Origin of the sequence: Streptomyces sp. NBC_01439 (assembly GCF_036227605.1) — a bacterium.
Lineage (GTDB): Bacteria > Actinomycetota > Actinomycetes > Streptomycetales > Streptomycetaceae > Streptomyces.
The window spans coordinates 7,525,306-7,538,239 of the sequence record NZ_CP109487.1; the positions used below are offsets into that span (position 1 = coordinate 7,525,306).

Consider the following 12,934-nt stretch of genomic DNA (forward strand, 5'->3'; position numbering starts at 1 on the left):
TCATGAGCAAGATCCTTATCCGTGGCGCGAAGGTACTCGGCGGCGAGGCGCAGGACGTCCTGATCGACGGCGAGACCATCGCCGAGGTCGGCCAGGACCTGTCCGCCGACGGCGCGACCGTCATCGAAGCCGAGGGACAGGTCCTCCTCCCCGGCCTCGTCGACCTGCACACCCACCTGCGCGAGCCCGGCCGCGAGGACTCCGAGACCGTCCTCACCGGCACCCGCGCCGCCGCCTCCGGCGGCTACACCGCCGTGTTCGCCATGGCGAACACCTTCCCGGTCGCCGACACCGCCGGCGTCGTCGAGCAGGTCTGGCGCCTGGGCAAGGAGTCCGGCTACTGCGACGTGCAGCCCATCGGCGCCGTCACCGTCGGCCTGGAGGGCAAGCAGCTCTCCGAGCTGGGCGCCATGCACGAGTCCGCCGCCCGCGTCACCGTCTTCTCCGACGACGGCAAGTGCGTGGACGACGCCGTGATCATGCGCCGCGCCCTGGAGTACGTGAAGGCCTTCGGCGGCGTCGTCGCCCAGCACGCCCAGGAGCCCCGCCTCACCGAGGGCGCCCAGATGAACGAGGGCATCGTCTCCGCGGAACTCGGTCTCGGCGGCTGGCCGGCCGTCGCCGAGGAGTCGATCATCGCCCGCGACGTCCTGCTCGCCGAGCACGTCGGCTCCCGCGTCCACATCTGCCACCTCTCCACCGCCGGCTCCGTCGAGATCGTCCGCTGGGCCAAGTCCCGCGGCATCGACGTCACCGCCGAGGTCACCCCGCACCACCTCCTCCTCACCGAGGAGCTCGTGCGCTCGTACAACGCGGTCTACAAGGTCAACCCGCCGCTGCGCACCGAGCGCGACGTGCTGGCCCTGCGCGAGGCGCTTGCCGACGGCACGATCGACATCGTCGCCACCGACCACGCCCCGCACCCGCACGAGGACAAGGACTGCGAGTGGGCCGCCGCCGCCATGGGCATGGTCGGCCTGGAGACCGCGCTCTCCGTCGTCCAGCAGACGATGGTCGAGACCGGACTGCTCGACTGGGTGGGCGTCGCCGAGCGGATGTCCTTCGCTCCGGCGCGCATCGGCAGTCTCGAGAACCACGGCCGTCCCGTCTCGGCAGGTGAACCCGCGAACCTGACCTTGGTCGATACCTCGTACCGTGGTGTCGTGGACCCCGCACACTTCGCCTCCCGCAGCCGCAACACGCCTTACGAGGGCCGTGAGCTGCCGGGGCGCGTCACTCATACCTTCCTGCGGGGCCGGGCAACGGTCGTGGACGGGAAACTGGCGTGACACCTGCAGTAATCCAACTGGCCGCCGAGGCCGCCGAACGACAGTCGGCGGAGGTGACCCAGTTCGGCGCCCGCATCGCGTGGGTGATCGGCCTGGTCGTCTTCATTGCGTTCGTGTACTGGCTGATGCGGCAGGGCTGGAAATGGCGAGGGGCCCTGCAGAACGATCTGCCTGAGCTCCCCGCCGCCCCCGACGGCCTCCCCGAGCACCGACTGGCGCTGGTCGGCCGGTACCACGGGTCCACCACCGCCGGGCAGTGGCTCGACCGGATCGTCGCCCACGGTCTGGGCCTGCGCAGCCGGGTCGAGCTCACGCTCACCGACGCGGGCCTCGACGTGGTCCGACCGGGGGCGGGCGACTTCTTCGTACCGGCCGCGCAGCTGCGCGGCGCCCGCCTCGACAAGGGAATCGCGGGCAAGGTACTCACCGAGGGCGGTCTGCTCGTCGTCACCTGGGCGCACGGCGACAAGCTGATCGACTCCGGATTCCGCTCCGACCGCGCGGCCGAACACGCCGCCTGGGTCGAAGCCATCAATCTCATGAACTCATCCATCACGACGGAAGGCGCCGAACGATGACGACCTCCACCAGGGGAGCAGCCAAAGCTCCCGCCGTACTCGTCCTGGAGGACGGTCGGATCTTCCGCGGCCGCGCCTACGGCGCTGTGGGGGAGACCTTCGGCGAGGCCGTGTTCTCCACCGGCATGACCGGATACCAGGAGACCCTCACCGACCCGTCGTACCACCGGCAGGTCGTCGTGATGACCGCCCCCCACGTGGGCAACACGGGCGTCAACGACGAGGACCCCGAGTCCTCCCGCATCTGGGTGGCCGGCTACGTCGTGCGCGACCCCGCCCGCGTCCCCTCCAACTGGCGCTCCCGGCGCTCGCTGGACGAGGAGCTCGCGCAGCAGGGCGTCGTCGGGATCTCCGGCATCGACACCCGCGCCCTCACCCGCCACCTGCGCGAGCGCGGCGCCATGCGCGTCGGCATCTTCTCGGGCGAGGCCTGGGTCGGCATCCGCGACGAGGCCCTGCTGGCCAAGGTCCAGTCGCAGCCGCAGATGAAGGGCGCGAACCTCTCCGCCGAGGTCGCCACCAAGGAGGCGTACGTCGTCCCCGCGATCGGCGAGAAGCGCTTCACCGTCGCCGCCGTCGACCTCGGCATCAAGGGCATGACCCCGCACCGGATGGCCGAGCGCGGCATCGAGGTGCACGTGCTGCCCGCCACCGCCACGGTCGAGGACGTCTACGCGGTCAACCCCGACGGCGTGTTCTTCTCCAACGGCCCGGGCGACCCGGCCACCGCAGACGGTCCCGTCGCCGTCATGCAGGGCGTGCTGGAGCGCAAGACGCCGCTCTTCGGCATCTGCTTCGGCAACCAGATCCTGGGCCGCGCGCTCGGCTTCGGCACCTACAAGCTGAAGTACGGCCACCGCGGCATCAACCAGCCGGTGCAGGACCGCACCACCGGCAAGGTCGAGATCACCGCGCACAACCACGGCTTCGCCGTCGACGCGCCCCTCGACGGGGTCACCGAGACCCCCTACGGCCGCGCCGAGGTCTCCCACGTCTGCCTGAACGACAACGTCGTCGAAGGCCTCCAGCTGCTCGACCAGCCGGCCTTCAGCGTCCAGTACCACCCCGAGGCGGCCGCCGGCCCGCACGACGCCGCGTACCTCTTCGACCGCTTCACGTCTTTGATGGAAACCGCCCTGATGGAGGCCGAGCGTGCCTAAGCGCACCGATATCCAGTCCGTCCTGGTCATCGGCTCCGGCCCGATCGTCATCGGACAGGCCGCCGAGTTCGACTACTCCGGCACCCAGGCCTGCCGCATCCTCAAGGCCGAGGGCCTGCGGGTCATCCTGGTGAACTCCAACCCCGCGACGATCATGACCGACCCGGAGATCGCCGACGCCACGTACGTCGAGCCGATCACCCCCGAGTTCGTCGAGAAGATCATCGCCAAGGAGCGCCCCGACGCGCTCCTGCCCACCCTCGGCGGCCAGACCGCGCTCAACACCGCCATCTCCATGCACGAGCAGGGCGTGCTGGAGAAGTACGGCGTCGAGCTCATCGGCGCCAACGTCGAGGCCATCAACAAGGGCGAGGACCGCGACCTCTTCAAGGGCGTCGTCGAGGCCGTCAAGGCCAAGATCGGCTACGGCGAGTCCGCCCGCTCGGTCATCTGCCACACCATGGACGACGTCATCAAGGGCGTCGACACCCTCGGCGGCTACCCCGTCGTCGTCCGCCCCTCCTTCACCATGGGCGGCGCCGGCTCCGGCTTCGCCCACGACGAGGACGAGCTGCGCCGCATCGCCGGCCAGGGCCTCACGCTCTCCCCGACCACCGAGGTGCTCCTGGAGGAGTCCATCCTCGGCTGGAAGGAGTACGAGCTGGAGCTGATGCGCGACACCAAGGACAACGTGGTCGTCGTCTGCTCCATCGAGAACTTCGACCCGATGGGCGTCCACACCGGTGACTCGATCACCGTCGCCCCGGCGATGACCCTGACCGACCGCGAGTACCAGCGCCTGCGCGACATCGGCATCGCGATCATCCGCGAGGTCGGCGTCGACACCGGCGGCTGCAACATTCAGTTCGCGATCGACCCGACCGACGGCCGCGTCATCGTCATCGAGATGAACCCGCGCGTCTCGCGCTCCTCGGCCCTCGCGTCGAAGGCCACCGGCTTCCCGATCGCCAAGATCGCCGCCAAGCTGGCCATCGGCTACACGCTCGACGAGGTCCCCAACGACATCACCGAGCAGACCCCGGCCTCCTTCGAGCCGTCCCTCGACTACGTCGTCGTCAAGGCCCCGCGCTTCGCCTTCGAGAAGTTCCCGCTGGCCGACGCCACCCTCACCACGACCATGAAGTCGGTCGGCGAGGCCATGGCCATCGGCCGCAACTTCACCGAGGCCCTCCAGAAGGCCCTGCGCTCCCTGGAGAAGAAGGGCTCGCAGTTCACCTTCGTCGGCCCCACCGGCGACAAGGACGAGCTGCTGCGCACCGCGGTCCGCCCGACCGACGGCCGCATCAACACCGTCATGCAGGCCATCCGCGCCGGCGCCACCCAGGAAGAGGTCTTCGAGTTCACGAAGATCGACCCCTGGTTCGTCGACCAGCTCTTCCTCATCAAGGAGATCGCGGACGAGCTGACCGCCGCCGAGAAGCTCGGCCCCGAGCTGCTCGCCGAGGCCAAGCGCCACGGCTTCTCCGACGCCCAGATCGCCGAGATCCGCGGCCTGCGCGAGGACGTCGTCCGCGAGGTCCGGCACGCCCTCGGCGTCCGCCCGGTCTACAAGACGGTCGACACCTGCGCCGCCGAGTTCGCCGCCAAGACCCCGTACTTCTACTCCTCGTACGACGAGGAGTCCGAGCTCGCGCCCCGCACTAAGCCCGCGGTGATCATCCTGGGCTCCGGCCCGAACCGCATCGGCCAGGGCATCGAGTTCGACTACTCCTGCGTCCACGCCTCCTTCGCCCTCAGCGACGCCGGCTACGAGACCGTGATGGTCAACTGCAACCCGGAGACCGTCTCCACCGACTACGACACCTCCGACCGCCTGTACTTCGAGCCGCTGACGCTCGAGGACGTGCTGGAGATCGTCCACGCCGAGTCGCTGGCCGGCCCCATCGCCGGTGTCGTCGTCCAGCTCGGCGGCCAGACCCCCCTCGGTCTCGCCCAGGCCCTCAAGGACAACGGCGTCCCCGTCGTCGGCACCTCTCCGGAGGCCATCCACGCCGCCGAGGACCGCGGCGCCTTCGGCCAGGTCCTCGCCGACGCGGGCCTGCCGGCCCCCAAGCACGGCACCGCCACCACCTTCGCGGGTGCGAAGGCGATCGCCGACGAGATCGGCTACCCGGTCCTGGTCCGCCCGTCCTACGTGCTCGGCGGCCGCGGCATGGAGATCGTCTACGACGAGGCCCGCCTCGAGTCGTACATCGCCGAGTCCACCGAGATCTCCCCGACCCGCCCCGTGCTGGTCGACCGGTTCCTCGACGACGCGATCGAGATCGACGTGGACGCCCTCTACGACGGCCACGAGCTCTACCTCGGCGGCGTCATGGAGCACATCGAGGAAGCCGGCATCCACTCCGGCGACTCGGCCTGCGCCCTGCCCCCGATCACCCTCGGCGGCTACGACATCAAGCGCCTGCGCGCCTCCACCGAGGCGATCGCCAAGGGCGTCGGCGTCCGCGGCCTGATCAACATCCAGTTTGCGATGGCCGGGGACATCCTCTACGTCCTGGAGGCCAACCCGCGCGCCTCCCGGACCGTCCCCTTCACCTCGAAGGCCACCGCGGTCCCGCTCGCGAAGGCCGCCGCCCGCATCTCGCTCGGCACCACCATCGCCGAGCTGCGCGCCGAGGGCCTGCTGCCGAAGACCGGCGACGGCGGCACCCTGCCGATCGACGCGCCGATCTCCGTCAAGGAGGCCGTCATGCCGTGGTCGCGCTTCCGCGACATCCACGGCCGCGGCGTGGACACCGTCCTCGGCCCCGAGATGCGCTCCACCGGCGAGGTCATGGGCATCGACGCCGTCTTCGGCACCGCCTACGCCAAGTCGCAGGCCGGCGCCTACGGCCCGCTGCCCACCAAGGGCCGCGCGTTCATCTCCGTCGCCAACCGCGACAAGCGCTCGATGATCTTCCCGGCGCGCGAGCTCGTCGCCCACGGCTTCGAGCTGATGGCCACCTCCGGCACCGCCGAGGTGCTGCGCCGCAACGGCATCAACGTCACCGTGGTGCGCAAGCTCAGCGAGGGCGAGGGCCCGGGCGGCGAGAAGACCATCGTCCAGCTGATCCACGACGGCCAGGTCGACCTGATCGTCAACACCCCGTACGGAACCGGCGGCCGCCTCGACGGCTACGAGATCCGCACGGCGGCCGTGGCCCGCAGCGTCCCCTGCCTGACCACGGTCCAGGCGCTCGCCGCCGCCGTCCAGGGCATCGACGCGCTCAACCGCGGCGACGTGGGCGTGCGCTCCCTCCAGGAGCACGCGGAGCACCTGACCGCAGCCCGCGACTGACGCAGGCCCGCACAGCCAGCCCGGACACGGGGAGGGGGACACCGGTTTCACGACGGGTGTCCCCCTCTTCACGAGCGCAAAGGGATTTTCCGACGATGTACAAAACGTTCTTCAACCTGGTCTTCAAGCGGATGGACCCGGAGCAGGCCCACTACCTGGCCTTCCGCTGGATCCGCCTGGCCGCCCGCACCCCCGTGCTGCGCACCTTCGTCGCGGCCGCCCTGGCCCCGCGCTACGAGGAGCTGCGCACCGAGGCCCTCGGCTTGCGCATGCACGGCCCCTTCGGCCTCGCCGCCGGCTTCGACAAGAACGCCGTCGCCATCGACGGCATGTCGATGCTCGGCTTCGACCACATCGAGATCGGCACGGTCACAGCCGAGCCGCAGCCCGGCAACCCGAAGAAGCGGCTCTTCCGACTCGTGGCGGACCGCGCGCTGATCAACCGCATGGGCTTCAACAACGAGGGCTCGGCGGCCGTGGCGGCCCGCCTGGCGGCCCGTGAGGCCGTCTTCAAGACCGTGGTCGGCGTCAACATCGGCAAGACCAAGGTCGTGCCCGAGGAGGAGGCCGTGGGGGACTACGTCGCCTCCACCGAGCGCCTCGCCCGGCACGCCGACTACCTCGTGGTCAACGTCTCCTCGCCGAACACCCCGGGCCTGCGCAACCTCCAGGCCACCGAGTCGCTGCGCCCGCTGCTGACCGCCGTGCGCGAGGCCGCGGACCGGACGGTGACCGACCGCCGGGTGCCGCTGCTGGTCAAGATCGCCCCCGACCTGGCGGACGAGGACGTCGACGCGGTCGCCGACCTGGCCCTGGAGCTGGGCCTCGACGGCATCATCGCGACGAACACCACCATCGCCCGCGAGGGGCTGGGCCTGAAGTCCGCCCCGGCCCTAGTCAAGGAGACCGGCGGGCTCTCCGGCGCCCCGGTCAAGGAGCGCTCGCTGGAGGTCCTGCGCCGCCTGTACGCCCGCGTGGGGGACCGCCTGGTCCTGGTCGGGGTCGGCGGCATCGAGAACGCCGAGGACGCCTGGCAGCGGATCCTGGCCGGCGCCACGCTGGTCCAGGGCTACAGCGCCTTCATCTACGAGGGCCCGTGCTACGCCCGCGCCATCCACAAGGGCCTCGCCGCGCGCCTGGCCAACAGCCCGTACGCGACGCTCGCCGAAGCGGTGGGCGCCGAGACCCGAAAGGCCACCAAGTGACTGTGACCCCGTTCGGCACCCGCCTGCGCGCGGCGATGGACTCCCGGGGCCCGCTGTGCGTGGGCATCGACCCGCACGCCGCCCTGCTGGCGCAGTGGGGGCTGCAGGACGACATCGCGGGCCTGGAGCGGTTCTCCCGCACGGTCGTCGAGGCGCTCGCCGAGTCGGTGGCGGTCTTCAAGCCCCAGGCGGCCTTCTTCGAGCGGTTCGGCTCGAAGGGCGTGGCCGTCCTGGAGCGGGCCGTCGCGGACGCCCGCGCGGCCGGGACCCTGGTCGTCATGGACGCCAAGCGCGGCGACATCGGCTCCACCATGGCGGCGTACGCCTCGGCCTTCCTGGACCCGGCCTCGCCGCTGTTCTCGGACGCGCTGACGGTCTCCCCGTACCTGGGCTACGGCTCGCTGAAGCCGGCCGTCGACCTGGCCCGGGAGTCGGGCGCGGGCCTGTTCGTCCTGGCGCTGACCTCGAACCCGGAGGGCGCCGAGGTCCAGCGGGCGGTCCGCGAGGACGGCCGGACGATCGGCGCGACGATGCTGGCGCACCTGGCGGCGGAGAACGCGGACGCCGCCCCCATGGGCTCCTTCGGCGCGGTGGTCGGCGCCACGCTGGGCGATCTGTCCTCCTTCGACCTGGACATCAACGGGCCGCTGCTGGCCCCCGGCATCGGCGCGCAGGGCGCGACGGCGGCGGACCTGCCGGGCGTCTTCGGCAAGGCGGTGCGCAACGTCGTCCCGAACGTCTCGCGGGGCGTCCTGAAGCACGGTCCGGACGTGAGCGCCCTGCGCGACTCGGCACGGCGCTTCGCCGACGAGATCCACGAGGCCGTCACCGCGTAATCGCTCGCTCGGGGAGGCCGGCCGCAGCTCCGCGGCACGGCCTCCCGCACTTCTTGGCGAAACTCGAACGCTCTTCATCGGACAAAACCGGGGTATTTTGTCGGTGATGTCCGGTTCAGTGGAGGCTGACCAGGACTTTTCGTCCGTTCTCGCTGACTGGAGCGGTGTTGGCCGCTAGTCTCCGACCAGAGTGAACGTGCAGCGAACGAGTTCATCGCTGTTCGGGAGCTCGCCAGGTGTGGTGCCTTCGGGCAGCCCGCCGGTCCGTATCCGACAGTTCGACATCCGAGGTGACGTAGGCGTGGCTCTTCCGCCCCTTACCCCTGAACAGCGCGCAGCCGCGCTCGAAAAGGCCGCCGCGGCTCGCCGGGAGCGGGCCGAGGTCAAGAATCGACTCAAGCACTCCGGTGCCTCGCTCCAAGAGGTCATCAAGACGGGCCAGGAGAACGACGTCATCGGCAAGATGAAGGTCTCCGCCCTGCTGGAGTCTCTGCCTGGCGTGGGCAAGGTGCGCGCCAAGCAGATCATGGAGCGTCTCGGCATCTCCGAGTCCCGGCGTGTCCGAGGTCTCGGTTCCAACCAGATCGCCTCTCTGGAGCGCGAGTTCGGCAGCACCGGCGCCTGAGGCGTCGACTGAAGTTCTCCCGGCGTTCTCAGGCAGTCCCGAGAACCTGGATAATCGCTCTATGGCAGCAGAGGTTCGTCCGCGGCTGACCGTGCTCTCCGGCCCTTCAGGGGTCGGCAAGAGCACGGTCGTCGCGCATATGCGCAAGGTTCACCCCGAGGTATGGCTCTCGGTGTCGGCCACCACCCGCAAGCCGCGGCCCGGTGAGCGACACGGAGTCCACTACTTCTTCGTCAATGACGACGAGTTCGACAAGCTGATCGCCAACGGCGAGCTGCTGGAGTGGGCCGAGTTCGCGGGCAACCGCTACGGCACTCCCCGCGGCGCGGTGCTGGAACGCCTGGACAACGGCGAGCCGGTACTGTTGGAGATCGATCTCCAGGGCGCGCGACTCGTCCGCGAGTCCAAGCCCGACGCCCAGCTGGTCTTCCTGGCACCGCCGAGCTGGGACGAGCTGGTCCGCCGGCTGACCGGTCGGGGCACCGAATCGGCGGAGGTCATCGAGCGCCGGCTCGCCGCCGCCAAGATCGAGCTCGCTGCCGAGTCCGAGTTCGACACCACCCTGGTCAACACCTCCGTCGAGGACGTAGCCCGTGAGCTGCTAGCCTTGATGGCAGTTGTCTGATCGTTGATCGATGTTTTTGATTCGGTCGATTCCAGGACGGCCCAATCTTTCACCCATCTTCGGAAGGTAGAGCGTGTCCTCTTCCATCACCGCGCCCGAGGGCATCATCAACCCGCCGATCGACGAGCTGCTCGAGGCCACGGACTCGAAGTACAGCCTCGTGATCTACGCGGCCAAGCGCGCGCGTCAGATCAACGCGTACTACTCGCAGCTCGGTGAGGGCCTGCTCGAGTACGTCGGCCCGCTGGTGGACACCCACGTCCACGAGAAGCCGCTTTCGATCGCGCTGCGCGAGATCAACGCTGGTCTGCTGACCTCCGAGGCCATCGAGGCCCCGGCCCAGTAAGGCACCAGAAGTCCTTTCACCACAGGCCCGGCAGAACATCTGCCGGGCCTGTGGTGTGTCATGGGTGGGTACGACGACGATCAGAGCCGAACGCGTCGCAGCCGTCGAAGGGAAGTACGTGGTGGACAAGCCGAAGGTCGTCCTGGGGGTCAGTGGCGGGATCGCCGCCTACAAGGCGTGCGAGCTGCTGCGCCGGCTCACCGAGTCCGGCCACGACGTGCGGGTGGTGCCCACCGCGTCCTCCCTGAACTTCGTGGGGGAGGCCACCTGGTCCGCCCTCTCGGGGAACCCGGCCTCCACCGAGGTCTGGGAATCGGTCCACGAGGTGCCGCACGTGCGCATCGGGCAGTCCGCCGACCTCGTCGTCGTCGCCCCCGCCACGGCCGACATGCTGGCCAAGGCCGCCCACGGGCTCGCCGACGACCTGCTCACGAACACCCTGCTCACCGCCCGCTGTCCGGTGGTCTTCGCCCCCGCCATGCACACCGAGATGTGGGAGCACCCCGCCACCCAGGAGAACGTGGCCACGCTGCGCCGGCGCGGCGCCCTCGTCATCGAGCCCGCCGTCGGCCGGCTCACCGGCAAGGACACCGGCAAGGGGCGGCTGCCCGACCCCGAGGAGATCTTCGATGTCTGTCGCCGGGTCCTGACCCGTGGTGCGGCCGAGCCGGACCTCGCCGGGCGGCACGTGGTGATCAGCGCGGGCGGCACGCGGGAGCCGCTGGACCCGGTCCGCTTCCTCGGCAACCGTTCCTCCGGCAAGCAGGGCTACGCCCTCGCCCGCACCGCCGTCGCCCGCGGGGCCCGGGTCACCCTGGTTTCGGCCAATACCGCGCTGGCCGACCCGGCCGGGGTGGACGTCGTACGTGTGGGGACGGCAGTGCAGCTCCGGGAGGCCGTGCTCAAGGCCGCCGCCGACGCCGACGCCGTGGTGATGGCCGCGGCCGTGGCCGATTTCCGGCCCGCCGAATACGCGAGCGGAAAGATCAAGAAGAAGGACGGACAGGACCCGGCGCCGGTGGCGCTGGTGCGCAATCCGGACGTTCTCGCAGAGATCTCGGCCGATCGGGCCAGAGCCGGACAGGTGGTCGTGGGATTCGCCGCCGAGACCGACGACGTCCTCGCGAACGGCCGCGCCAAGCTCGCCCGAAAGGGCTGTGACCTTCTCGTCGTGAACGAGGTCGGGGAGGCTCGAACCTTTGGTTCTGAGGAGAACGAAGCGGTGATCCTGGCCTCTGATGGCTCTGAGGTCCAGGTTCCCTATGGTCCGAAGGAGGTCTTGGCTGAGGTGATTTGGGACCAGGTGGCCGTCCGGCTCTAGTCGCGACGCGCCTGGCCCGATTCCCCTTCTCCAGATCACCTCTGTGCGTAAGAATGGGAGTGCCGCAGGTCACACGGCTCCCATAAGGCGAGACGGGTGGTCCGGGTAACGGTGGCGACCGATAAACTGCATCCGGAACGTGATCGGGCGCAGCCCCCGATGTGGTTCCGCCAAATGATCAGCCAGCAGCCGCTGCAACCCCAGGGAGCGTTGTGTCCCGTCGTCTGTTCACCTCGGAGTCCGTCACCGAGGGCCACCCCGACAAGATCGCTGACCAGATCAGCGACACGATCCTCGACGCGCTCCTCACCGAGGACCCGACCTCGCGCGTCGCCGTGGAAACCCTCATCACCACGGGTCTCGTGCACATCGCGGGAGAGGTGACGACGAAGGCCTACGCGCCCATCGCGCAGCTCGTCCGGGAGAAGATCCTCGAGATCGGCTACGACTCCTCCAAGAAGGGCTTCGACGGCGCCTCCTGCGGCGTGTCGGTGTCCATCGGAGCCCAGTCCCCGGACATCGCGCAGGGCGTCGACACCGCCTACGAGAAGCGCGTCGAGGGCGACGAGGACGAGCTGGACAAGCAGGGCGCGGGCGACCAGGGCCTGATGTTCGGCTACGCCTGCGACGAGACCCCCGAGCTCATGCCGCTGCCGATCCACATCGCGCACCGGCTGTCCCGCCGGCTCTCCGAGGTCCGCAAGAACGGGACCATCCCGTACCTGCGCCCCGACGGCAAGACCCAGGTCACCATCGAGTACGACGGTGACAAGGCCGTGCGCCTGGACACCGTCGTGGTCTCCTCGCAGCACGCCTCGGACATCGACCTCGACTCGCTGCTCGCTCCCGACATCCGCGAGTTCGTCGTCGAGCACGTCCTGGCGCAGCTCGTCGAGGACGGCATCAAGCTCGACACCGAGGGCTACCGCCTCCTGGTGAACCCGACCGGCCGCTTCGAGATCGGCGGCCCGATGGGCGACGCCGGCCTCACCGGCCGCAAGATCATCATCGACACCTACGGCGGCATGGCCCGCCACGGTGGCGGAGCCTTCTCCGGCAAGGACCCGTCGAAGGTCGACCGCTCGGCCGCCTACGCCATGCGCTGGGTCGCCAAGAACGTGGTCGCCGCCGGTCTCGCCGCGCGCTGCGAGGTGCAGGTCGCGTACGCCATCGGCAAGGCCGAGCCCGTCGGTCTCTTCGTCGAGACCTTCGGCACCGCCAAGGTCGAGGTCCAGAAGATCGAGGACGCGATCGGCGAGGTCTTCGACCTGCGCCCGGCCGCGATCATCCGTGACCTGGACCTGCTGCGCCCGATCTACGCCCAGACCGCCGCCTACGGCCACTTCGGCCGTGAGCTGCCGGACTTCACCTGGGAGCGCACCGACCGCGTGGACGCCCTGCGCACCGCGGCCGGCCTGTAAGCACACCCCGCCGCACGGCGGACCCGTACGGCCCCGGACCGCTGGTCCGGGGCCGTATTCGCGTTGATCGGCCGGCGGTCCGGTGCCTATGCTGCTCCTGCCCTCCCGGTGCGCGGGGTGACGGCTTCATCTGGAGCCGGGCGCGAGCCCGGCGTTGAAGGGTAGTTCCACCTGCCGCCGCCCGCCCTGATCTCGGGAGGGCGCCCACTGTCGGTGGCGTTTGGTAA

General features: G+C 69.9%; 11 protein-coding genes. All 11 read left to right on the forward strand.

The features are described 5' to 3' along the window. Positions 1 to 2 precede the first annotated feature (2 nt). Positions 3 to 1,289, forward strand: coding sequence for a dihydroorotase (locus OG207_RS34335; RefSeq protein ID WP_329104030.1), 1,287 nt, complete (start codon positions 3 to 5; stop codon positions 1,287 to 1,289). After that, positions 1,286 to 1,867, forward strand: coding sequence for a PH-like domain-containing protein (locus tag OG207_RS34340; protein ID WP_329104032.1), 582 nt, complete (start codon positions 1,286 to 1,288; stop codon positions 1,865 to 1,867). The genes OG207_RS34335 and OG207_RS34340 overlap by 4 nt, the downstream gene beginning before the upstream one ends. Continuing rightward, positions 1,864 to 3,027, forward strand: coding sequence for a glutamine-hydrolyzing carbamoyl-phosphate synthase small subunit (gene carA / locus OG207_RS34345; RefSeq protein WP_329104034.1), 1,164 nt, complete (start codon positions 1,864 to 1,866; stop codon positions 3,025 to 3,027). The genes OG207_RS34340 and carA overlap by 4 nt, the downstream gene beginning before the upstream one ends. Next, positions 3,020 to 6,328, forward strand: coding sequence for a carbamoyl-phosphate synthase large subunit (gene carB, locus OG207_RS34350; protein WP_329104036.1), 3,309 nt, complete (start codon positions 3,020 to 3,022; stop codon positions 6,326 to 6,328). The genes carA and carB overlap by 8 nt, the downstream gene beginning before the upstream one ends. Positions 6,329 to 6,423: 95 nt before the next feature. Then, a complete protein-coding gene (locus tag OG207_RS34355) occupies positions 6,424 to 7,533 on the forward strand; it encodes a quinone-dependent dihydroorotate dehydrogenase (RefSeq protein WP_329104038.1) in 1,110 nt (369 codons plus the stop codon). Further along, a complete protein-coding gene (pyrF, locus tag OG207_RS34360; RefSeq protein WP_329104040.1) occupies positions 7,530 to 8,369 on the forward strand; it encodes an orotidine-5'-phosphate decarboxylase in 840 nt (279 codons plus the stop codon). The genes OG207_RS34355 and pyrF overlap by 4 nt, the downstream gene beginning before the upstream one ends. A gap of 301 nt (positions 8,370 to 8,670) precedes the next feature. After that, entirely contained in the window at positions 8,671 to 8,994 is a 324-nt protein-coding gene (locus OG207_RS34365) for an integration host factor (RefSeq protein ID WP_030008746.1), read from the forward strand. Between the two features lie 61 nt (positions 8,995 to 9,055). Further along, positions 9,056 to 9,619: a guanylate kinase gene (gene gmk / locus OG207_RS34370; RefSeq protein WP_030008745.1), complete on the forward strand. Its 564-nt coding sequence runs from the start codon at positions 9,056 to 9,058 to the stop codon at positions 9,617 to 9,619. A 73-nt stretch (positions 9,620 to 9,692) separates the two neighbouring features. Continuing rightward, the gene (rpoZ, locus tag OG207_RS34375) at positions 9,693 to 9,965 is read left to right on the forward strand and encodes a DNA-directed RNA polymerase subunit omega (RefSeq protein WP_004948662.1); all 273 of its coding nucleotides are present in this window, start codon (positions 9,693 to 9,695) and stop codon (positions 9,963 to 9,965) included. A gap of 121 nt (positions 9,966 to 10,086) precedes the next feature. Further along, complete coding sequence (gene coaBC / locus OG207_RS34380) at positions 10,087 to 11,286, forward strand: bifunctional phosphopantothenoylcysteine decarboxylase/phosphopantothenate--cysteine ligase CoaBC (RefSeq protein ID WP_329108105.1); 1,200 nt, start codon at positions 10,087 to 10,089, stop codon at positions 11,284 to 11,286. Between the two features lie 212 nt (positions 11,287 to 11,498). Beyond that, on the forward strand, positions 11,499 to 12,707 hold the full coding sequence (gene metK, locus OG207_RS34385) for a methionine adenosyltransferase (protein WP_329104043.1): 1,209 nt from the start codon (positions 11,499 to 11,501) through the stop codon (positions 12,705 to 12,707). Positions 12,708 to 12,934 lie beyond the last annotated feature (227 nt).

Coding starts and splice junctions, on each gene's coding strand:
- gmk (WP_030008745.1), top strand. CDS start 9,056: ATGGCAGCAGAGGTTCGTCCGCGGCTGACCGTGCTCTCCGGCCCTTCA.
- OG207_RS34335 (WP_329104030.1), top strand. CDS start 3: ATGAGCAAGATCCTTATCCGTGGCGCGAAGGTACTCGGCGGCGAGGCG.
- OG207_RS34355 (WP_329104038.1), top strand. CDS start 6,424: ATGTACAAAACGTTCTTCAACCTGGTCTTCAAGCGGATGGACCCGGAG.
- carA (WP_329104034.1), top strand. CDS start 1,864: ATGACGACCTCCACCAGGGGAGCAGCCAAAGCTCCCGCCGTACTCGTC.